Genomic DNA, 21,442 nt, shown 5'->3' with positions numbered 1-21,442 from the left:
AATTTTTCTTCCTTACCTTTTTGATATGTCCTTGATGATTTTATCAAAAACGGATTCTCGCTCCATTGATGTATCGTAGATTGCGAAACCATACTTTGTCAAATAATCGGTCATAGTACAATTAAACGGAATGGCGTCTTGTGTAACATAATCTCTCAGTTCATCCTCGCTCAAATTGTACGTCCAATCGTCCTTAGTGTCGTACTTTTTGAAGTCGCTTACATACTCATCAACTGTCTTTTGGCCCTGTACCAAGCCAATCAGTATGAACCTATCTTTTAGTTCTTCCGTTCCGTACTCCTCCAAAATGGACGATATCATCTCAAAATTGAAATACCCACCCTCCAGCACAAAATGATTCCCTTCAACATGATGTGCGCGGAGGTTCAAATCATCTTTAATTCCGTCATCGGAAGAGAAAAGGCCCAGAAAATGGCCGATGAACGGCGCTATGTTTTCCGTTGTTTTATCCCTGTTCCAGTTCAGGCGAATGTCCAGTTGGGGATAAGCCGCTTGGAATGTAGCGACCAGCTTATCAAGGCTGATGACAAAATAATTGAATTTTTCGTGGAGTCGTTTTGCCAAAGTTGTCTTCCCGGCCCTGGACGGCCCGACAATAATTATATTTTTCATAGCACACCTCAGAGCAGATAATTTGAAAAAAGCGGAAAAGTTCACACTGAACTTCTCCGCTTTTTGGCGCGCTTGACTGGATTCGAACCAGCGGCCCTCAGAGTCGGAGTTATCAGGCAGTAAAGGGAGAAAGCCCATGATAGCGGACTTTTTGTCAGGCGCGCACAAAATAGCAAGGTGTTTCCAAGAGCTTGGGAGCCTTAGAAACGCCTTGATTTATGCGGATTTTTGAGTTTCCCGAAAATAGTAGTCTGGTAGTAGTCAGAGGGTTCGGAGTTCCTCCAAAAAACCAGGCAACTCGTCAAAAAGAACAGCACAAATCAACGACCAGTTTGTATTATCATAGTCATGAACCAGCCGATGCCGGAGGCCGGATATTTTCGCCCAGGGAATTTGGCCATGCCTCTGCTTGAAATCATCTGGGAGGTTGTAGATCTGTTCGCCAATATTGTATAGCGGAGTTGTTATCGTCCAACGGATCGTTTCCTCTGCCATAACTTTTTCGGCGGTGATAGATTCATCACGCAGATAAGCCATCAGCTTTTCGGTCGTGGTGCATATCTTCTCAAGCCGCTACTTGTCTGTATACTTCACGCAATCTGCACTCCTTCCGCAAAAATAGTGTTGTAAAAGTCCGAGCCAGCGTTAATCTCGCACAACTCATATACGTCCACATTTTTTGCAAGAATGTGGTAAAGATCATCTGCGATACAAAAGACATCCGTAGGCACGAAATGCTCGCCGCCGATGATAAGGAGATCTATGTCCGACTTGCTATCGGCCTCGTTTCTGGCGTATGAGCCAAACAGGATAGCTTTCTCGGCCCGATACTTTTTGAGCAAAGGAAGAATTGCTGAGCGTATCTCTTCGCCTGTTAGAATTTTGTCAGACATTAGTTCCACCTCCACTTCCAGTAGCTCGTCCAGCGTTCATTCCACATTCCCACGTTTATCTCTATAATTCTTTCTGACAAGGTTTGCTTTCTATTTTTCATATGTTGTGTATCCACTTCATCCTTTCGGAGCCAGCTAACTGTGTCACATTTTCATTTGCGCTATTAATTTATACATTTTTCAAAATGGCGAATCGTCCTCATCTTCACAGATAGATTGCTCCAACTCATCTATCGAAACAGGCCAATCATTATATTCACATATATCGTCTATCTGATGCTTTTTCAGGAACTCGCAACGATCAGATAACAAGTAATATAGATACTCAATATCTTCTTTGCGCAACGATGCAGTGTCTTGTACCACGTCAGGTTGGCATGAGTAAAATTTATTTTCATTATAAGCATTTACCAGTTCTGGGAAAGAGGATATTTTTTCGACCAGTCTAGAGATATATTTCTTGATGCTTTCTCTGTAATTAAAATCGCATTCTCTCTCAATATAATCTACGTAGGCTATTTCACCCAAAATATGGCGCCTTTTAGTATAATCACCAGAGAAAATGCAATTATGTATCTCTGCTCTAATCTTGCGCTTTAATTCTCTAGGGGCTTTTAATTCGGATTTGTAATCATCTTGAACGACTGTAATACCCGTAATAAGCTTTTTCCCTGATGGCGTTTGGTAGTGTGTTTTGTGCTCGTTGATTTCAAAACCAAAGGATTCAATTATTTCTCGGATCTGAATAGATGCTTTTTTCAAAAGATCCTTATTGTCGCAAGAGAAATACATATCATCTGCATACCGTGAATAACGAATGCCGCGCTTATCACATAAACCTATCAGAGCTTTATCAAACTGTATACATACAGTATTAGAAAGTGCCGGAGAAGTTGATGCTCCTTGCGGAAGTTGATTATTTACGGTACATAAACGTGATAGAATTGTGGCAGCAAAGTCATTATACCCTATGGAGGAAAAGAAGGAAAAGATACGTTTCCTGGTAATACTAGGAAAGAAGTCCTTTAAATCGATGGAAAGGCCGTATAATGTATTCATGTGACCTGCCGCATTTTGCTTTTGCCCAAATGAAGTCCCTATACGGAAAGCCATTGCCCGATTAGATGGGGGAATTTTATTTAGGATTTCTGTGAGTATCCAGTGCTGTACAATGGAAAGCGTGTAGGATGGCACGGACAAAACCCGAACGCCGCCCCGACGTTTTGGAATTTCTTTACCCGTATAATACTTTTCGGTTTTCATGGATAGACAGTAGAGTAAGCGCTTACTTAATCTAATTATCTCTGATAATTCATCCAAAGTTTTGAAACGGGGCAGTCCAAGTGAATCCATAAGCAGTACGTTTGTACTATTTTGGGGCATGAAAAAGCCACTCCTTTTACCAAAGTCTTTCGTTGAGGTTCGGTGAGGGTTCCACTCAAATGTGGAAACATCGCCGAAGCTCGAGGAATCCATAAGTAGCTGATATACCAGAGAAGGCGAATCGCCTTCCTATAGGTCTCTAGACTAAAAAGAGTGGCTTATTCATTTTTGCCTCCTCATTATAGCACATCTGATTTGATCATGCAAGATGGTTTTTTCTCGTGCAGTTGAAGTCTGCAGTATTGCGCTAGTAATATGATATCCCTTTTGTGAGAGAGATAGTATTTCTTTATATTGTGGGGATTTCTTACTCTTTTCCGTTTCGCTTTGATTGATTGCGCGATAGGTCGTTTCAATAACGTTTGAGTTGAGCAGGTATTTTATGGATGCATTGAAAATATCATTATACTCTTTTGGAAGGTTGCCATTCATTTTAATCATATTTTTAATGCCATTAAATACTGCATTCCGGTTAATGCTGCGATAAAAGAACAAAGCAAGAGGAATAAAGCTAATGTAAAAAGAAAGGCTTGAAAATGAGGGTGTTTCTTTTACCCAATGTTGTCTTTTCATCCTTTTAGCTTGCTTAACAATTGCACTGACTAGATCGTCTAGTGCGTCCTTACGGTACTCTATGACCGCATCCTTCCGCTCTTTTTGAATATGTTTTATTGGGCCCAACATGATAAAGCTTCTGTCACGCGCATAACGCTTTTCAATACCTACTATCATTTTATCTCGAATCGCATCAACTTGGCAAAATGCTCCTAACTCTACAGCAGATCCGAAACTCTCGCATAATACACATATTATGTCGGCGTTCTGTGCTAGCAGGTTCTCGTATTCCAGCAAATCCGCATACTTATTCCGATTGAGAAGTTCCATAAAAAGGTCTTCGGGATAAAAAATGCGGAGGTCCTCCTTTTCTAAAAGGGAACGCACCTTGTTCCGTACATTATCTTTACCTGCACCTCCGCAGAGAAATAAGTATATTGATTTAGCGTAGACTTTCAAAAATACATCATCATATATTTGTTTGAATATATCAAGGCAATCCATATATTTTCCCCTTACAATTTCTTGTTTCAAGCCTTTAATGATATTATACTATAAGCTGGTCAAATAATCAACTGTTCGCTGGGATGTCGACTCTCGCAGTGTAGTGTATTTCCTCAGTCAGCACATTGAAAAAAAGGAAAAATTTCTCTGGACTTTTGCAAAAAAATGTGGTAGTGTCGTGTTGAAAGGCAGGGAAAGAAAATGAAAATTTTAGAAGAATTCTGGTACGGCAACATACAACCCAACGAGCGGGACATTATACCTAACAGTCGGTTTGCTAAGCTGCTTAAACTAGTCGCTAAGAATGAGGAGAACTTGGCCCCCATGCTATCAGAAGACGCAAAAGTGGTGTTTGAAAAATTGAAAGACACTCAGGATGAATTGTCCAGTATAAGCGAGCGTGATTCGTTTGTACTGGGTTTTCGTTTGGGTGCAAGGTTTATGCTAGAGGTTATGGAGGATATGGATGTGCCGTTTATTGATAGATAAGGCTGGCCTAAGTTGAGTTTCCTATTTCCTCTGGCATTAGCCTGTAGTAATCGGGTTGTAATTCCATCTTGAAAACTTTCACATCAGTCCCACGATAATGCGCACAGATTTTTTCGCAATCCTTTTCTGAGGCTTTTGCACCAAGATATACGGCAGTTATGTAATTGTGTACATCAAAGTAATAACGAGATATGTCGAATGGGAATGGATTAAGGTTTTGACGGTGAAACACGCAACGCCACTCTTCTTCATACTTCCATCCCTCGAATTTATGCAAAGCTGCCTCATAAATAATATGGTTTGCCATTGCTCCATCTGAGTTAGCAAAGGTTCCAGGAATAAATTTTCGTTCTTTAGTGTATTGCACAGGGTGGAGATGTTGCTTCAAAGGGGAGTGACTAAAATCATACTCAATACAAAATCCTGTATGATTTTCAGCGTAGTGGCTCCACATTAAGATGGAGTTCTTCACCTGCGAGAAACAAGCCACTCTGAAGTCTCTTTTGAGTTCCTGGAAGGAATTATTTATACAATTCATTAGGTCAGTTTACAAGGAACTACACGCAGACCGTGAAACGGGCTGCTGACAACAAACGGCGCTATGCTCCCGGTAAGGGGCATAGCGCCTGTTTATTGTGGGGGTATCCAAAGGGGGCAGCGCCCCATTTGGCACACGACTTTGCGAAGCAAAGTGTAGTGTGTTATACGCTCTGTCGGCGTTGCCGTGAAAATGCCGTTGCCGCCGGGGAGGGCAAGGGCATTTGAAGCGGCAGGAAAACAGGGCTTTGTTTGGGGCTGGGAAGCCGGAAACAAAGGGCTGGTTTCAGCAGCAGACAGGGCGTATATGAAAGCCCTCGTCCACCGTCCTCAGCCTATGGGACAAAATGTGCCAAACCTTTAGACACCGTGACTATATGTGTGGCCACACTCATTTATTTTAGTGGTCGTTCTTTTCTCAAAATTGAAATGGGCGGGAAGCCATTTTAGGGCTTTCCCGCCTTGATTGCCCATCAGCAAAGGCAGGCGGGGCTGTCAACGGCGGCGCATTTGTGCGCCGTTCATCTTGACCGTTGACTGGCTCGGCTGCCTTTGCTATCTCCCCCGATAAACTGAAAGTTTTAGATTAGTCCCACACGATTTCCAAACAATCGAAGTTATCTGGAATTGGTGGTACGCACGAATAAGTATTTAATTCAAATGCCTCTATTGTAATTACTCCATCAGAGCATAGCCATTCGCAATTTACTAATTTTTCTAATTCCGCAGGCAAAATGGTTGTGCAAATCACGATTGTATCTCCTGCAAGAACTAATTCTTCTTTCCCATTGTTTTCTACGATTTCTGTATCATCGTGGAGAGCAACACGCACCCATGCTATGTCAGGCATTAACTCAATCTTTTGTAGCATATTTCGTATTTCAGAAAGCGTTGGACGGCCAAATTCCCATTAGTTCGGAGCAATGGAATCCTCCTCTGTGTTTCCATCGAAAAATTCATCAAGCGTTAGTAATGGCAAGCGTTCTTCATTTTCTTCCAATATTTTTTTGAATGTATTCAACTCTATCATAGTCACAATTCTCCTCGCAAATCAGAATTAGTTGATTTTATCCTCTCCCCGGATTTTCTTGTTTTTCCGTTCTTCTAACTCCGCAATTTGGTTCATCAAGCAATCTGAAAAAGTCCCCTCAATCGGTGTAGCTTCTCCTGTTGTGTAGTAGTCAAGAAGGACTATGTTATTATTCTTGTCAAAACAAAATATTTCATCACCATTCCCTATAATGGACAAGAATGGGATAAAATCAGTAAAACCTTCATCGTGTAGTTCTTTCGTTTTTTCACGAATATCCAAAAAATCGGGTATTCCATTGGCAATTCCATAGACTATAATTCCTCGACAGAACGACCAAAATGGGCCTATGTCATATTGTTTCGCTTGTGGCCATATTTCTTCTCGAACCTCCATATAAAGCCCACCTAATGGGGACATAGTGAACTCTCTAAAATCAGCAGGAAGATTTATCCCATACTGATTTTCAAAATCCTTTATATCCTGCTCCGATGGCTCATTTCCCATACAAGCTACAACCTGATAAGTCTGCTTATCATAATTATGGAAATAATCATAAACTTTTTCCAATGACATAATATACCTCCTACAAAATGCGATTTTTTATTTTCTTACTTCCGTCCCCGCTGTGGGGTTGGTTTTTTCAGCAAGTCCGACTTCTGTGCAATCTTTTTCAGCCACTTCTTTTCTTCCCCGGACAGCTTCTTAAAGTTCAGCCGCAGCCGTTTGCAGATAAACGCCAAAGACGCTTGCTCCGGGTCACTGTCTGGGTTGGTAATTTCGGTAGCGGCTTCCAATAATCCTTTCAGCGGGTTATCCTCCGGGACGCTGAAAAAATCCTCCCTGTGGGCTTCCCGCAGGCCGGCGGCTATCTCGTCTATGTCCTGCTGGATTATGTAACGGCAAAAGCTGTCATCATCAATATGGGCAGCGATAAGCTGTCTTAACTGCGGGTCGGTCAAGCCGGGATTGTGCTGTTTCATAATCATTGCGCTCATAGCGTCCACAATGGCGTTTGCGCTCTGTACCTGCTTCACCGCCGTTCCGTTCACATAGATTTCAAGGTCGGCCATCAGCTTGATAAAATCCGGGTGCGCCGCCAATTCGCACAGCAGAGCATTATCCACCCGCCCGCTTTTCAACAGGTCAATCATTTCGTCACTCAAACGCAGGCCTGCAAGATCAGCGTTTGGGTGACGCTTCATTTCAGACAGCCCCAGCAGATAGTCGGTGGTCACGCCGTAAAACTTCGCCAGCTTGATAAGAGCATAGTGGCTGATGTCCTTAAAATCGTCCGCTTCATAACTGCCCAACGCAGACTTGGAGAGGTTCGTCTGCTCTGCAAGCTGTTCCAGCGTCAAGCCATGCTGCACACGCAGGTCTTTCAAGCGTTCTTGAATGGATAAAGACATTTTCTCGCCCTCCTTGTCTGTTCGATAAATCGGAAGTTAGTGAATCGGTAATAATTCCATATTTTTTGCCCGCTTTAGATTTATTTTAAGGTCGTCATATCCAAACGGCTTGCCATGTCCCGGATATATTAGATTTGGTCTAAGTGCGATGATTGTTTCCCAAGATTTTAGGAAATCCGTTTTATCCTCCGCCCAAATAGTTATTCTGTGTAAACTTGGCAATCCGTTCATAGCAGCGTCGCCGCAGAATAGAGAACCGTCATTAGTTAAAAGAGATATGGAATCGGCGGTGTGACCGGGAGTATCAATGATTTTTCCTTGCAATAAAAGTTCCACTTGCTTACGGTTTTGTTCGGTCACTTGAATACATCTACATGAATATTCTTGCGTTATTGGAGGAAACAAATGCTTGCCCTTGCCAACAAATTTCATTAAGAAACAAAAGAGCAAGGCAATCTTGGTTGTGCAACCGCCATGAAAAGAGTTTTGCCCTTTATATAATCTTTCTAACGCCTTGTCACTCATAACGATTTGAATGTCAGAGCATTCCGAGAGTATTTCATTCAAATAGCCTGCATGGTCATCGTGAGCGTGTGTCAGAAAAATATATCGTATCTGTTGAGGGGCTATTTGCATCTTTGCCAGTTGCTTTTTGAAATGTGCAAATCCTCTTTCATACCCTGTATCAATCAGTACATAGCCGTTGTCAATAGGATATATCCAATTATTTACTATCCTGCTTCCTGCATTGAGCATAGATGTTCTCTCTTTTCATTTATTTTCATCGGCGTCAACTTTCAATTTACTGTTCTGTATTTTCCCATTATACCACAATTCCGAGAGCGTGGAAATAGCGAGTTTTCCGGGCTGATTTCCTACCTCTTGGATATACGGCACAGGCAATCAAAAAAGTATACACTTGAGATAGTTCATCGATGGACAAGCCTCTTGAAAACTAAATGACCGTCTGAAAAGGAATACCCCGGCTGGGGAAGTGTGCTGTGACCCCGCTTCTGGACACCGTGACCAGAGAGGGTGAGCGTACCAACGCCGGAACACGCCGCAGGAATGGGGCAGGAAGCCTTTTCGGGGAAAACGGCAGCAAGAAGAACAACGGAGGGAGTGCATGAAAGAAAGACCCTATCAACATTTGCCACCGCTGGAACACAGGCCGGACAGCTTCCCCTACCGCATGACCCCGGCGCAGAGGAAGCGGGCCAGCAGCCTGATCCGCCGGGAGTGCTGCAACTGTGGTGGTGGAAACTGCTTTGCGCTGGACGATGGCGACACCTGCACCTGTCCGCAGATGATTACATTCTCCGTCTGCTGCAAGTGGTTCCGCTGGGCAGTCTTACCGCTGGACGGGACGCTGGAAGCGGAGATTTACCGTGACAGTGCTTTGAAACGCTGCTCGGTCTGCGGAAAGCCCTATGTGCCAAAATCCAACCGGGGCAAATACTGCCCGGACTGCGCCGCCAGAGTTCACAGGCGGCAGAAAACAGAAAGTGAACGGAAAAGGAGGTCTGCTGTGGACAGTTAAGGCGGGAAAAAGCCTTGATTTGCAAGGCTCCGCAAGTCCCAAACCGGGGCGGGCGGTATGTTTTATCGCCCACCCCGGAAAACGGGCTTCTAACCGTCCACAAAACACGCTATGACAAACACGATTTACATTCACCAGCCGGAGAAAGTCATCAGCTTCACCCGGCTCCCCAATTTCCTTTTTGAAGCCCCATCATTCAAGCCCCTGTCCAACGAAGCGAAGGTGCTGTACGCCTTTATCCTGCGGCGGGCGGAGTTATCCCGGAAAAACGGGTGGGCGGACGAATATGGGCGGATTTACCTGTATTACCCCATCTGCGAGGTGGTCGCCCTGCTCCACTGTGGGCGGCAGAAGGCGGTGAATACCCTGCGGGAGTTGCAGTATGCGGGGCTGGTGGAAATACAGAAACAGGGCTGTGGAAAACCCAACCGCATTTACCCAAAATCCTATGAAGCGGTTCCAAACACCGACTTCAAGAAGTCCGGCTGCGGTACGCCGGAGGGATGAAAACCGTACCCTACAAGTACGAAAATCAATCCTCTTGGAGTACGGAAACCGGACGATATATAGAAATACAGAGATTAAAACCATCTATTTATATCGATTCCATTCCAATCCTATCAGAGATATTTTCGGCGGGAAAACCCGCCGGAAAGGAATGGAATGGGGAAAGGAGTTCAATGGCGCAACACGCAATTTTGCGATTTGAGAAACACAAGGGCAACCCGGCAAGACCGCTGGAAGCCCACCACGAACGGAAAAAGGAGCAGTACGCCAGCAACCCGGACATTGACACCAGCCGGAGCAAGTACAATTTCCATATCGTCAAGCCGGAGGGGCGCTACTACCATTTCATTCAGAGCCGCATTGAACAGTCTGGGTGCAGAACGAGGAAAGACAGTACACGCTTTGTCGATACGCTGATAACCGCCAGCCCGGAGTTTTTCAAGAAGAAATCCCCGGAGGAAATACAGGCGTTTTTCAAAAGAGCGGCGGACTTCCTCATTGACCGGGTAGGCCGGGAAAATATCGTGTCGGCGATAGTACACATGGACGAGAAAACGCCCCACCTGCATTTGACCTTTGTTCCGCTGACGAAAGACAACCGCCTGTGCGCCAAAGAAATCATAGGCAACCGGGCCAATCTGACAAAGTGGCAGGACGATTTTCACGCCTATATGTTGGAGAAGTACCCCAGCTTGGAGCGTGGGGAGAGCGCAAGCAAAACGGGAAGAAAGCATATCCCCACCCGGCTTTTCAAACAGGCGGTTTCCCTCTCCAAACAGGCGAGGGCGATTGAAGCCACGCTGGACGGTATCAATCCAATTAACGCCGGAAAGAAGAAAGAGGAAGCCCTCTCTATGCTCAAAAAGTGGTTTCCGCAGATGGAGAACTTCTCCGGGCAGTTGAAGAAATACAAGGTCACGATAAATGACCTCTTGGCAGAAAATGAAAAACTGGAGGCAAGGGCAAAGGCCAGCGAAAAGGACAAGATGAAAGGCGTTATGGAACGGGCAAAGCTGGAAAGCGAGTTACACAACATTCAACGGCTGGTTGACCGTATCCCGCCGGAAGTGCTGGCAGAGTTGAAGCGGCAACCGAACTATGGAAAGGAAAGGTGATTTTATAACGAATATCAGATACAAAAAGGAAACAGAAATCGTGACTTTTCAAGGAAAGGAAATCACGCTGGAAAATCTCTCCCCGGTATTTACACCGGAGCAGGAAGCGGCCAAACGCCGGGAACTGGAACAGCAGCTTTATGAGGTGTTCCGCAAGTACGCCGACAAGCGGCAGAAAGAGGAAGCCGGGGCGTAAGTTTTTCCAGCCACATCATTGATTTACGGGGCTGTTGGCGGTATAATAAGACTGTCAGCAGCTCCGTTTCTTTTTTAAGAAAAGGAGCGACAATATGAATAATCGGATAGACGCAATCTATGCAAGACAATCGGTAGACAAAAAGGACAGCATTTCCATTGAAAGCCAGATTGAGTTTTGCAAATACGAATTGAAAGGCGGTAGTTGCAGGGAATACACAGATAAAGGATACAGCGGCAAAAACACAGACCGCCCGAAATTTCAAGAGTTGGTGCGGGATATTAAAAAGGGCCTGATAGCAAAAGTCATTGTCTACAAACTTGACCGTATCAGCCGTTCCATTCTGGATTTCGCAACCATGATGGAGCTGTTCCAGCAGTACAATGTGGAGTTTGTTTCTTCCACGGAAAAGTTTGATACTTCAACCCCGATGGGCCGGGCCATGCTGAATATTTGTATCGTGTTCGCACAGTTGGAACGGGAAACGATACAGAAGCGGGTGACGGACGCTTACTATTCCCGCAGTCAGCGGGGCTTCAAGATGGGCGGGAAAGCCCCCTATGGCTTCCATACGGAGCCTATCAAGATGGACGGTATCAATACAAAGCGGCTGGTAGTGAAGCCGGAGGAAGCGGCAAATATCCGGCTGATGTTTGAAATGTACGCCGAGCCGACAACTTCCTATGGGGACATTACCCGGCACTTTGCGGAACAGGGCATTTTATTTAATGGCCGGGAACTGATACGCCCCACGCTGGCGCAGATGTTACGCAACCCCGTCTATGTGCAGGCGGACTTGGATGTGTACGAGTTTTTCAAGAGCCAGGGGACGGTGCTTGTCAATGACGTCGCCGACTTCACGGGCATGAACGGGTGTTATCTCTATCAAGGCCGGGATGTGAAGCCGGGCAAGGCCCAAAGCCTGAAAGACCAAATGCTGGTGCTTGCGCCCCATGAGGGGATTGTCCCCTCGGATATATGGCTGACCTGCCGCAAGAAGCTGATGAACAACATGAAAATCCAGTCCGCCCGGAAAGCCACCCATACATGGCTGGCGGGGAAAATCAAGTGCGGGAACTGCGGGTACGCCCTTATGAGTATCTTCAATCCCTCCGGCAGACAGTACCTCCGCTGTACGAAACGGCTGGACAACAAAAGCTGTCCCGGCTGTGGGAAAATCATCACGGCGGAACTGGAAGCGGTGGTGTATCGGCAGATGGTGAAAAAGCTGGACAGCTACAAGACACTGACGGGCAGGAAGAAAGCGGCAAAGGCCAATCCCAAAATCACCGCCCTGCAAGTGGAACTTGCCCATGTGGATAGCGAGATTGAAAAGTTGCTGGACAGTCTGACAGGCGCAAATAATGTGCTGCTCTCCTATGTGAATGTGAAGATAGCCGAACTGGACGGACGCAAGCAGGAACTTCTGGCGAAGATGGCGGAGTTGACCGTGGAAGCCATCAGCCCGGAACAGGTCAGCCAGATTTCCGGCTACCTCGACACTTGGAAGAACGTATCCTTTGACGACAAGCGGCGGGTGGTGGATTTGATGATTACCACCATTGCCGCCACAAGCGACAGCTTAAACATCACATGGAAAATCTGACGGGCATATCAGCGCCCGTCAGACCGTTACCTTGTGTAGTCCCTTGTAAACTGTACTTTAGGTTTGTCGCAAGACTGCCCGATAACGACATTTGCAGAATAGATTCCAATGCGGTTTTCCAATCTTCCGTAGTTCGTAACAGCTGTTTCTCTTGCTCCGTTAAGGCTTTCCACTGTTCGACCGTTTCGATGTATAGCTCTCTGGCTGCTTTCTCATGTAAAAAGCTACCCTCAATGACTAAATCACAATCATAAGGATCGTTAAAGACTGTGGGTGGAACAGGAGATATCATACCATCAAAGAGTTCATGCTGCCATTTAGGTTTCTGCTCTCCGCTGGGTGTATTTATCCTATCGCGAATAAAGCATCTATATTTATAAAGCTTGGGTATCTCCGTGTCAGTCTCTCCTATGTGAGTTTGTATAAGTTCGCATTATTCAGCACAAATGAGTTTCAGCGCGTCCTCTTCTTTCATTTTGCCCGCCAGATAACTGTCCCTGGCCTGCATCGCTCTGTCCAGCCACGCGTAATAGTCAGCATAGCTCAAATTTTTATTCGCTGGATTTGCTCCCATATTGTCCGTTCTCTCATACCGTTTGTACATCCTGCGCTTGGCCCGGTCGAACTCCTCAATGACCTTTTTGCTTTGGGCCTGCAGTTTATGTTTCAAGAATGGAGCCAATTCCTTGCAGGTCTTTCCGTCTTTCAGCACCCTGTCGCAATACAGGGTGCGCTTTTTTGTTTTGGGAATGAAATAGCGGCCACAGCATTCGCACAGAGAAATAGTGGGGTTGAACTCGATAAAATGAACCAGCAAAAAGTAATAGTAATCTTTCAGAGAGCGAAACCTGTAGCGAGAGGTCCATCCCTCTCCAAACTCAAAAATCTGAGTAAAAGCCAGCATTTGTAAATAGCTATGTTTCTTTTTAATATCAGGCGGCAGCCCCTTCCTCATGTCGCTTAGGATCTCGTTCATCCTCATCTGGAGAATCATCGCCTCACTACAAACAGCAAAATCCTATCAGCCGCCCGATAGATGTACAAGCCGGTTCCGTTATCCTCCGGCACTTGATCTTCCAGAGAGGTTCGGGTCAGAGTACCGTGCAGGGGATGCTCAGACTCCAGTGAAGTTACTAAATCATTTGCGGTGTCCACCAAAAACTGGAACTCCTCTACATCAACTTCTTCCATGCACCTTTCTGCAGATAAATTGGATGCAGAGTAGGCAAGAAGATCAACGATTGCCGCATATGGGCCGAATTCCAGTTCAGAAAAAGTGATAATCTCCTGTTCAACAGTAGTGCTTTCCAAGCAGATTTTTCCGTTTATAGTGGCAAGTTCTCTTTCAATTTTTCCGTCCGGGAGAACTTCTACATACAGTGCACAGTCCTTTTTCATGGGTATCTCCTCTGTCTGAAAGTGAACTTTGCCATTTAAGCAAAAGATCACTTGTGGATTTCAAAGTGAAATCTTTTCTTGTATTATAGCATAAGAGCAGGAAAACGGAAAGTCCTTTTGAAATATGGCGATTGGTAACATGAATACTGCTCCCACTTTTCACAGAGCGGCAAACTGAAAGGAGGGTTTCAATGACTCAAAATCAAACCAAACTTCGCCTGATCCGAATGTCCGAAGTGGAAACCCAGGAGGTACACTGGCTCTGGCATCCCTACATACCAGAGGGCAAGCTGACCATCATCCAAGGCAACCCCGGCGAGGGAAAGACCACACTTGCACTATGGATCGCCGCCATGTGCAGTCAAGGGTTAGCGCTACCTGACATGGACCCGACCTCACCCATTAACATTCTCTATCAGACCGCTGAGGACGGCCTGGGTGACACAATCAAGCCCCGACTCATGACCGCCGGTACTGACCTCAACCGCATCATCTGCATCGACGAAACTGAGCACTCCCTTTCCCTGCTGGATGAGCGCATTGAGAAAGCGGTCAAAGAAACCAATGCCAAGCTGATGATCCTCGACCCGCTCCAAGGCTACCTGGGCCGGAACGTGGATATGAATCGCGCCAACGAGATTCGGGATGTGCTCAAGCGTCTCACCACCATTGCCGAGCAGAATGGCTGCGCAATCGTTTTGATTGGCCACCTTAACAAAGCTGTCGGGGCAAACAGCGCCTACCGCGGGCTGGGGTCCATGGACTTCCGTGCGGCGGCTCGGAGCGTCTGCTGGTAGGCAGAATGAAAAAAGAACCGCACATCAGAGTAATCGTCCACGACAAATCCTCTCTTGCGCCAGAGGGAAAGTCGATTGCTTTCTCCATCGAAGATGGCGTCCTGCATTGGGTAGATGGCTACGACAAAATCACCGCAGAGGATTTGCTGAACGGCGGGCCAGCAAATTCCAAGGTCGAGCAGACCGAAAAATTAGTAAGGGAGCAACTGGCAAAGGGGCCTACACCAGTTAAGGAAATTCAAAAACTCGTCAAGCAGGCGGGGATTTCATCAAGAACACTGGACATCGCAAAGAAAAATATGCGCGATGTGGTTTCAAGGAAGGAGGGTGGACATTGGAAATGGGTGTTGATAAGTTGAAGGGCGTAAGAGCGCAAAGGCACTTAAGGTGTGTTCTTCTATTTTGTGTCCTTGATATTATGGTTGCATATATCTTGTGTGCGGCAAGAACACAGATAAACAAGGTTTGCGTCCTTGCGTTCTTCCATGCCTCGGGTCAGCCAAGTGACAGCCACCCGCTGTTTCGCCCGTGTCGGCCCCGTGGGGCGCATTTATGGGCCAGGTGGGGTAGGAACCGCAGCCCGCCAGTACAGGCCCGTGTGGGGCCGCACAGGGGCGATTCTGAGAGCGCAAAGGGTTGACGCGCAGATATTTTTCTTTTCTGCAAATGCCCTAAACTTGAAAATCCGCAACCGATTGTGTCCTACAAAAAACCTCCCCTTTGGGGAGGGCAAGCAGAGCGCTCGTCCGACGTTGTCGGACGGCACATAAGCGGGCAGTAGCCCGCACCCACTTCGGTGAAAGACCGCTATACGATTGGAGGAATCACATGAGTAATAAAAAGGACAGGGCTTTTACAGTCCGATTCACGGAAGAACAATTCCAGCACATTTTGGAGCAGGCAGAATTGGCTATGATGTCACCCAGCAACTACCTCCGCGCAGCGGCGATGCGCGGCAAGGTAAACGTCATTCTTGACGGTAAGTTGGTGGCGCGAGAGTTGAAAGCCATCGGCAATAACCTCAACCAGCTGACGGTGCTGGCGAACGTGGGCCACATCAATACGGTGCATTTGGAGCAGGCACATGAGGATTTGAGCAAGCTCTACGATACATTTTTCGCACTGACCGACAAGGAGGCGCGCCAATAGCTACCGTCAATTTTATCCGATACCAAAAGCAATCTACCACAGCGCTAAGCAAGGTTGCAGCCTATATTTCTCAAGAGCAGAAGACCCAAGACGATTTTTCCGGTCAGAAATTCGTCAGCGGAACCAACTGCTCTCCGCAGTTCGCGGCGCAAGAGTTCAGAGCAACCCGCGCGGCCTGCCACAAAGATAGTCCTGTGTGGTTCTATCATTATACGCAATCATTCTCGCCGGACGAGTCTATTACCGGGGAACAGGCTCACAAATTGGCGATGGAGTTTGCGGAAAAGTCTTGGCCTGACAGCCAGATTCTGGTGGCAACCCACATTGATAGGGAGCACATTCACTCGCATTTTCTGGTCAATGCAGTGTGCTACGAGAGCGGCTATATGCTCCGCCAGGGGCCGACTACGCTCACAAAGTTACGAAAGCTCTCCGATGAAATCTGCTTGGCTCATGGGTTCTCGGTGCTATCTCCTGATCTTCCCAAGCACAGTAAGCAGCTTAGTGCCCGCGAGTACCGTTCCATGGAGAAGAACCAGAGCTGGAAGATGCAGCTGGTGATTGCCATCGAGGACGCCATGGCGCTGGCGCGATCCAAGAATCATTTCATCAAGCTGTTAAGGGAAAAGGGCTATCAGGTCAAGTGGACAGACGAGCGAAAGAGCATCACGTATACCACACCTAGCGGTATGAAGTGCCGTGATGTTAAGTTATATGAATCAAAATTTCTGAAGGAGATGATGGAGAATGAGTTCGAACTTCGAGCGAAAATCCTTGGGGGAATTGAAAGACCAGGCTCGCAGGCTGGCGCAGGCGGCATCAGAGATGGAGCCTTGCCTGACAGTAACAGAGAAAAGCTGGAAGGCTTTGATTGGCCTGCAAGATACGCTAGTTCAGTTGCTAGTGGAGGTGCAAACAGCGGAAGCGCGGCTGGCAACCAAAGAGGAACTGGTGGAGTACCTCGACCAGCGAGTGCAGGAGTTGGAGAATTGCACTCTGAAAATGCAGTCCTCAGCGCAGAGGTTCCAGCGGGAGATGGAACGGTCTGCCTCAGAGATAGCGAAGAACTTGTCGTTACAGGCTGGGAGAATGAGCGAAGATTTTTCGAGGAATCTCTACTTGGAGCAGGAGAGAATGAGGAAACACACGGACAGACTGTTCTGGACAGCGCTGATTCCATCGGTGGCGCTGGTGATTTTGGAACTGATCTCGCATATCTTTCCGCTGATATTGCCGGGATAATTGATGACCGTCGTCCGCAGGACAGCGCGACCTTGAAGAAACAGAAGAATAAAAAGCGCGCGCTGGGTCAGAAACCTGACGAGCGTGACTTTGAACAGAAGATGTAAGGGGGAATTTATTTGGCAAGTATCAAGCAGTTAGATGAACGTAAATTCAAGATTACTGTCAGCAATGGCTACCGTCCGGATGGCAGGAAAATTTCAAAGGCTAAGACGATTACTGTGCCGGAAAGGGTGGGCAAACGCGGTATCCGGCAGTACGTTTCTCATGCCGCTGAGGAAATGGAGCGTACCATTAAGCAGGGCTTCTGTGAGGATGGGGAGATGACCTTTGAGGAATACTCCTTGCGCTGGCTGGACAGGCAGGTAAAGTATGCAGCGGGTACTATCGCCAGCTACCGGCGAATGTTGAAAGTAACCTACCCTTTCATCGGAGCCATCAAGCTGAATAAGTTGCGGCCCATTGCTCTGGAGAATATGCTGGTGGAGCTTCGCAAGCGCAGTAATCACGGCAAGCCTGTGCAGGAGGCCACAGTGCAGAAATATTTGACGGTGGTATCAGCGGTGCTCAGTGATGCCAAGCGGAACGAAATCATCCAGAAGAACCCGGCACGGATGATTGACTTGCCCGGCACTGAAAAGCGCGAGCAGTTTATTCCCAGCGAGGAAGATGCAAACCGTTTCCTCAATGCTCTCCTTGACGAGCCGCAGGAGTACAAAATTTTCTATGTGCTGGCACTCTACACCGGGTGCCGCCGGGGTGAACTCTGCGCTCTGAGGTGGCACGACTTTATCATGACCGACAAATACCGTTGCGTACTTACGGTCAGCCGTTCCAGGAGTAATGTGCCTGGTTTGGGTGTGCAGGAGGGGCCGACCAAGAACGGCCGCAGCCGTACTATTGTTATCGAGGAAGATATCATGTCGTTGCTACAAGGATACTGCTGTTACAAGACGGCCCAGGCAGAAAAGATTGGGCGCGAGGTTAGCCCATATCTGTTCGCTGACGAGTACGGTAACTTTATCCACCCGGACACATTCACAAAGCATCTGCGGAAGATTTTTAGGGAGAACGATTTTCCTGAATCTTTCCATCTACACACCCTGCGCCATTATGTGATCTCATCTTTACTGCATCATGGCGTGGACAAGCAGACGGTTGCTGAACTGGCAGGCCATGCCGATACTTCTTTCTTGGAGCGTACCTACTGTCACCCGCAGATGGAGTTGAAGAAACAGGCCGCAAGCGTCATGACAGATGTGCTCCTGCACAGTGCATAACAGCAGGGTGATGGACATACAGACCATCATAGCAAGAGCATTTTGTTGGGTAGGTAGAAAGTGAAAACGCCCATGGACTTCCGACAGACGGTGTGGTATTGTGAGGTTGCCTCAACAGGGCAAATCACAACAGGAAAGAGGTTATTATAGTGGCGAGCATCCGTAAACGAGGGAACAGCTACTTGCTGGTCGTATCCATGGGCTATGATTTCTATGGCAAACGCCGCAAGCCCCAGCAGAAAACCGTACATCCGCCCGATGGTCTAACGCCGAAGGCCAAGGAAAAGTGGCTCGAAGAAGAAGCCGCACTCTTCGAGCGACAGTGCCGTAATGAGCCACTCAAGGCGGTGGATAAAACCATCACTCTCGCAGCTTATACCGAGATGTGGCTGCGGGAAATTGCTCCAAATAAGCTGGCAAAATCCACCTTGGCCCGCGACAAGCAAGATATTGACCGCTTCATGCCGCGCCTGGGCGGCTACAAGCTGACCGACCTCAAGCCCGAACATTTCCGAAACCTTTACGCTGAACTTCGTAAGCAAAAGAATTCTGTGACCGGAAAGCCGCTCTCCGAATGCACCATTGAAGGTGTCTATGCTTGCTTGTGTGGTATCCTCTCTGATGCGATGGAGGGCGGCTTTTTGTCGCATAACCCTGCTTGGCGCACCTACAAGTACGCTGGCAAAAAGAAGAAAAAGCAGAATGTGGCCGACGAGGAAACTACGCAGAAACTCATTGCCGCGCTGGAGGAAGAAAGCATCAAATACGAAACTTACTTCAAACTAATCATTGCCACTGGTATGCGCCGAGGCGAGTGCTGTGGGCTGAAGTGGTGCGATGTAAACTTCAAGGAGAAGTCCATCCACATCTGCCGGAACGTGGTTAAAGTTACAGGCGAGGATATTATCGTCAAGGAACCGAAGACTGCTTCGGGTGACCGTTACGTTTATTTCTCGGCTGAGATGGCGAGTCTTCTCAAAGAGTACCGCAAGTTCTGTGAGCAGGAAACGGAAACCTATGATGAACGCGAACTGACTCCCGATGACTACATTTTCCGTAGACATGGAATGGAGCTTCCTATGACCCCCAGCAGCTTTACGTGGCGGTTCAAGCTGATTCTCAAGAAACATGGCCTACCGTCAAATCTTAATGTCCACAGCCTCAGACACACTGCGGCGAGCCTTATGATTGCAGGCGGGGCCGATGTAGCTACGGTGTCTGGTTTACTCGGACACTCTCAGGTGTCCACTACGCTGGACATCTACACCCACGCCTTCGATGACAAGAAGAAAGCAGCCAGCGCGGTTTTGCAGGAGAGTCTTGACATCTGACAGAAGAAAAAGAGTTCAAGTCCTCATAAAGAGGGCTTACTCTTTCTCTGTGTTGGCATCCAGTAGTCGCTGGATGCCTTCGTCAGTGTACGAGAGCAGCTTGCCATATTGATGGGCAATATTTTCGCGGCACTCTGCATAAGTACCAGTAGAGATAGCCTTTTCTTTTTCTGCCTTCAAATCAAGATATTCCTTCAACGCCGATTCATCCTGATAAAAAATCACGTTGAACTTGCCCTGATTCAGCGACAGGGGAAAGAGGTCGGTAAGAAATGCTGCATTTTCAACGTAGTAATGAACGCCGTACTTATCACACAGCTTATCGAACTCCGGCAGAAAGCTATCACGCTCATCTTTTGAATCGCAAGGGTGTGACAGCGCAATGCGTTTTACACCTGCGTGAACCATCTCGCAAAAGCAATCGGCAGCGCCTAAGCGGTAGGATAATTTATCGATTTTCATGAAATCAACTCTTATTAGCAATCATGATATCTTCAATAATCTTATCAAAAACACGCTCTCGATCTGACGATGTATCGTAAATTGTGAATCTATATTTTGCCAGATAATCCATCATAACCCGGTTAAATGGAATAGCGTCTCGTGTAACATAATCTGTCAATTCGTCCTTACTCAAATTATATGTCCAGTCGTCTTCTGTATCGTACTTTTTGAAGTCGCTTACATACTCATCAACCGTCTTTTGGCCCTGCACCAATCCGATCAAAATAAAGCGGTCTTTCAATTCATTCACTCCATATTCTTTCAGGATAGAGGTGATTTTTTCAAAATCAAAATACCCGCCTTCCAGCACAAAATGATTCCCTTCAACATGATGTGCGCGGAGGTTCAAGTCATCTTTGATTCCGTCATCTGAGGAAAATAGCCCCAGGAAATGCCCAATAAACGGCGCTATATTTTCCGTTGTCTTATCCCTATTCCAGTTGAGCCGGATGTCAAGCTGGGGATAGGCCGCTTGGAATGTAGCGACCAGCTTATCAAGGCTGATGACAAAATAATTGAACTTTTCGTGGAGTCGTTTTGCCAAAGTTGTCTTCCCGGCCCTGGACGGCCCGACAATAATTATATTTTTCATAGCACACCTCATGCCAGATAATTTGAAAAAAGCGGAAAAGTTCACACTGAACTTTTCCGCTCTCTGGCGCGCTTGACTGGATTCGAACCAGCGGCCCTCAGAGTCGGAGTCTGATACTCTATCCAACTGAGCTACAAGCGCATATTTCGTCTTTACAAAACGAAAAGACATTTTACCAACGAAACTTAGTATATCACAGCCAAAAGAAAACCCGTGTCGAATTGTGTCGAATCCTTTAATAAGTTTTAGGAATATCCGGCATACTATAAAAACGCTCTAACAGTTCAATGATTTTTTCTGAAGAAAGATTTCGGTCACGAATAAACGCAATAATCGTTTTTTCGTCCACACTCAGGTCTCCCACCTTCACTGGGTCCGCTTTCACCTTTTTAGGCGGCCGGCGCGCTCCGGAATCATATAAAATTAATTGGGAATCCAAACTACTATCCGACTCTGGGAAAAACTCCTCAATCGGCACTCCAAAAATCCGAGAGATCCGGGTTAAAGTAGCCGGATCCGGCGTGGTCTTGCCTGTTTCATAATACGTATATGTGGAACGGCTGATGTTCAGAATGTCCGCAACATTTTTCTGCGAAAAGCCCGCCTCTATCCGCAGTTTTCGCAGTTTTTCAGCAAATGAAAGAATTATATTTTCCTCTTGCGCAAAATATCCCGAGTTTGTATTCATTAATTATTTCCTTTTCCTTAAAAATTCCCCATAATATCCCTTGCATACCGCGCGTAAAAGT

At 46.8% G+C, this 21,442-nt stretch carries 26 protein-coding genes, 1 tRNA gene and 1 pseudogene; 12 read left to right on the top strand and 16 right to left on the bottom strand.

The genetic code is table 11. The features are described from left to right. Positions 1-12: 12 nt before the first annotated feature. From U8U68_RS11110 to U8U68_RS11090, 5 genes are all read right to left on the bottom strand, one after another. Positions 13-633: an AAA family ATPase gene (locus tag U8U68_RS11110; protein ID WP_496196378.1), complete on the bottom strand. Its 621-nt coding sequence runs from the start codon at positions 631-633 to the stop codon at positions 13-15. A gap of 261 nt (positions 634-894) precedes the next feature. Further along, positions 895-1,170, bottom strand: coding sequence for a HepT-like ribonuclease domain-containing protein (locus tag U8U68_RS11105; RefSeq protein WP_322200865.1), 276 nt, complete (start codon positions 1,168-1,170; stop codon positions 895-897). Positions 1,171-1,223: 53 nt separating this feature from the next. Then, the gene (locus U8U68_RS11100) at positions 1,224-1,526 is read right to left on the bottom strand and encodes a nucleotidyltransferase family protein (protein ID WP_322200864.1); all 303 of its coding nucleotides are present in this window, start codon (positions 1,524-1,526) and stop codon (positions 1,224-1,226) included. 180 nt (positions 1,527-1,706) lie between these two features. After that, positions 1,707-2,909 (bottom strand): retron St85 family RNA-directed DNA polymerase, encoded by a 1,203-nt coding sequence (locus tag U8U68_RS11095; protein WP_322200863.1) that lies wholly within the window; start codon positions 2,907-2,909, stop codon positions 1,707-1,709. Between the two features lie 162 nt (positions 2,910-3,071). Continuing rightward, positions 3,072-3,968: a retron St85 family effector protein gene (locus U8U68_RS11090; RefSeq protein ID WP_322200862.1), complete on the bottom strand. Its 897-nt coding sequence runs from the start codon at positions 3,966-3,968 to the stop codon at positions 3,072-3,074. Between the two features lie 201 nt (positions 3,969-4,169). Between U8U68_RS11090 and U8U68_RS11085 the strand changes: the two genes are divergently transcribed. After that, positions 4,170-4,457 (top strand): DUF6809 family protein, encoded by a 288-nt coding sequence (locus U8U68_RS11085; protein ID WP_322200861.1) that lies wholly within the window; start codon positions 4,170-4,172, stop codon positions 4,455-4,457. Positions 4,458-4,464: 7 nt separating this feature from the next. Here the strand turns inward: U8U68_RS11085 and U8U68_RS11080 are convergent, their stop codons facing one another. From U8U68_RS11080 to U8U68_RS11060, 5 genes and pseudogenes are all read right to left on the bottom strand, one after another. Continuing rightward, positions 4,465-4,947: a DUF2971 domain-containing protein gene (locus U8U68_RS11080; RefSeq protein WP_322200860.1), complete on the bottom strand. Its 483-nt coding sequence runs from the start codon at positions 4,945-4,947 to the stop codon at positions 4,465-4,467. Between the two features lie 633 nt (positions 4,948-5,580). Next, positions 5,581-6,024, bottom strand: a pseudogene (locus U8U68_RS22785) (YfbO family protein). A gap of 27 nt (positions 6,025-6,051) precedes the next feature. Continuing rightward, positions 6,052-6,600 (bottom strand): SMI1/KNR4 family protein, encoded by a 549-nt coding sequence (locus U8U68_RS11070; RefSeq protein ID WP_016304741.1) that lies wholly within the window; start codon positions 6,598-6,600, stop codon positions 6,052-6,054. A 35-nt stretch (positions 6,601-6,635) separates the two neighbouring features. Continuing rightward, a complete protein-coding gene (locus tag U8U68_RS11065) occupies positions 6,636-7,436 on the bottom strand; it encodes a helix-turn-helix domain-containing protein (protein ID WP_322200859.1) in 801 nt (266 codons plus the stop codon). A 36-nt stretch (positions 7,437-7,472) separates the two neighbouring features. Beyond that, on the bottom strand, positions 7,473-8,192 hold the full coding sequence (locus U8U68_RS11060) for an MBL fold metallo-hydrolase (protein ID WP_016304739.1): 720 nt from the start codon (positions 8,190-8,192) through the stop codon (positions 7,473-7,475). A 370-nt stretch (positions 8,193-8,562) separates the two neighbouring features. On the opposite strand from U8U68_RS11060, the gene U8U68_RS11055 reads away from it, so the two are divergent. The 5 genes from U8U68_RS11055 to U8U68_RS11035 all read left to right on the top strand — a co-directional run bounded on the left by U8U68_RS11055 (position 8,563) and on the right by U8U68_RS11035 (position 12,400). Further along, on the top strand, positions 8,563-8,976 hold the full coding sequence (locus tag U8U68_RS11055; RefSeq protein WP_322200858.1) for a cysteine-rich VLP domain-containing protein: 414 nt from the start codon (positions 8,563-8,565) through the stop codon (positions 8,974-8,976). 111 nt (positions 8,977-9,087) lie between these two features. Continuing rightward, the gene (locus U8U68_RS11050; protein ID WP_160203196.1) at positions 9,088-9,483 is read left to right on the top strand and encodes a replication initiator protein A; all 396 of its coding nucleotides are present in this window, start codon (positions 9,088-9,090) and stop codon (positions 9,481-9,483) included. Between the two features lie 173 nt (positions 9,484-9,656). Next, positions 9,657-10,598 (top strand): MobV family relaxase, encoded by a 942-nt coding sequence (gene mobV / locus U8U68_RS11045; protein ID WP_066534335.1) that lies wholly within the window; start codon positions 9,657-9,659, stop codon positions 10,596-10,598. Between the two features lie 4 nt (positions 10,599-10,602). Beyond that, positions 10,603-10,794 (top strand): hypothetical protein, encoded by a 192-nt coding sequence (locus tag U8U68_RS11040; RefSeq protein ID WP_430981912.1) that lies wholly within the window; start codon positions 10,603-10,605, stop codon positions 10,792-10,794. A 94-nt stretch (positions 10,795-10,888) separates the two neighbouring features. Further along, positions 10,889-12,400 (top strand): recombinase family protein, encoded by a 1,512-nt coding sequence (locus U8U68_RS11035; protein WP_160203198.1) that lies wholly within the window; start codon positions 10,889-10,891, stop codon positions 12,398-12,400. A 433-nt stretch (positions 12,401-12,833) separates the two neighbouring features. Here U8U68_RS11035 and U8U68_RS11030 read toward each other — a convergent pair whose 3' ends face one another. Then, a complete protein-coding gene (locus U8U68_RS11030) occupies positions 12,834-13,376 on the bottom strand; it encodes a DUF6076 domain-containing protein (RefSeq protein WP_322200857.1) in 543 nt (180 codons plus the stop codon). Positions 13,377-13,390: 14 nt separating this feature from the next. Further along, positions 13,391-13,798 (bottom strand): hypothetical protein, encoded by a 408-nt coding sequence (locus U8U68_RS11025; protein WP_322200856.1) that lies wholly within the window; start codon positions 13,796-13,798, stop codon positions 13,391-13,393. A 191-nt stretch (positions 13,799-13,989) separates the two neighbouring features. On the opposite strand from U8U68_RS11025, the gene U8U68_RS11020 reads away from it, so the two are divergent. The 6 genes from U8U68_RS11020 to U8U68_RS10995 all read left to right on the top strand — a co-directional run bounded on the left by U8U68_RS11020 (position 13,990) and on the right by U8U68_RS10995 (position 19,597). Beyond that, the gene (locus tag U8U68_RS11020; RefSeq protein WP_322200855.1) at positions 13,990-14,595 is read left to right on the top strand and encodes an AAA family ATPase; all 606 of its coding nucleotides are present in this window, start codon (positions 13,990-13,992) and stop codon (positions 14,593-14,595) included. Positions 14,596-14,600: 5 nt separating this feature from the next. Continuing rightward, positions 14,601-14,954, top strand: a complete 354-nt coding sequence (locus U8U68_RS11015; RefSeq protein ID WP_322200854.1) for a hypothetical protein — start codon at positions 14,601-14,603, stop codon at positions 14,952-14,954. Positions 14,955-15,423: 469 nt separating this feature from the next. After that, positions 15,424-15,744 (top strand): plasmid mobilization protein, encoded by a 321-nt coding sequence (locus tag U8U68_RS11010; RefSeq protein ID WP_322200853.1) that lies wholly within the window; start codon positions 15,424-15,426, stop codon positions 15,742-15,744. Then, on the top strand, positions 15,708-17,093 hold the full coding sequence (locus U8U68_RS11005) for a relaxase/mobilization nuclease domain-containing protein (RefSeq protein ID WP_322200889.1): 1,386 nt from the start codon (positions 15,708-15,710) through the stop codon (positions 17,091-17,093). The genes U8U68_RS11010 and U8U68_RS11005 overlap by 37 nt, the downstream gene beginning before the upstream one ends. Before the next feature lie 12 nt (positions 17,094-17,105). After that, complete coding sequence (locus U8U68_RS11000) at positions 17,106-18,266, top strand: tyrosine-type recombinase/integrase (protein WP_322200852.1); 1,161 nt, start codon at positions 17,106-17,108, stop codon at positions 18,264-18,266. Positions 18,267-18,415: 149 nt separating this feature from the next. Further along, positions 18,416-19,597 (top strand): tyrosine-type recombinase/integrase, encoded by a 1,182-nt coding sequence (locus U8U68_RS10995; RefSeq protein WP_322200851.1) that lies wholly within the window; start codon positions 18,416-18,418, stop codon positions 19,595-19,597. 36 nt (positions 19,598-19,633) lie between these two features. On the opposite strand, the gene U8U68_RS10990 is transcribed toward U8U68_RS10995, so the two are convergent. From U8U68_RS10990 to U8U68_RS10975, 4 genes are all read right to left on the bottom strand, one after another. Then, a complete protein-coding gene (locus U8U68_RS10990; protein ID WP_322200850.1) occupies positions 19,634-20,059 on the bottom strand; it encodes a hypothetical protein in 426 nt (141 codons plus the stop codon). 4 nt (positions 20,060-20,063) lie between these two features. Further along, entirely contained in the window at positions 20,064-20,693 is a 630-nt protein-coding gene (locus tag U8U68_RS10985) for an AAA family ATPase (protein ID WP_322200849.1), read from the bottom strand. Positions 20,694-20,757: 64 nt separating this feature from the next. Then, a tRNA-Arg gene (locus tag U8U68_RS10980) sits at positions 20,758-20,834 on the bottom strand. Between the two features lie 94 nt (positions 20,835-20,928). Next, positions 20,929-21,381, bottom strand: coding sequence for a helix-turn-helix domain-containing protein (locus U8U68_RS10975; RefSeq protein ID WP_322200848.1), 453 nt, complete (start codon positions 21,379-21,381; stop codon positions 20,929-20,931). Positions 21,382-21,442 lie beyond the last annotated feature (61 nt).

This window comes from Acutalibacter intestini (assembly GCF_034334985.1).
In the GTDB taxonomy this organism is placed as follows: domain Bacteria; phylum Bacillota; class Clostridia; order Oscillospirales; family Acutalibacteraceae; genus Acutalibacter; species Acutalibacter intestini.
Note: the sequence above shows the minus strand (reverse complement) of the source record. Positions and strands in the feature narration are given on the sequence as shown.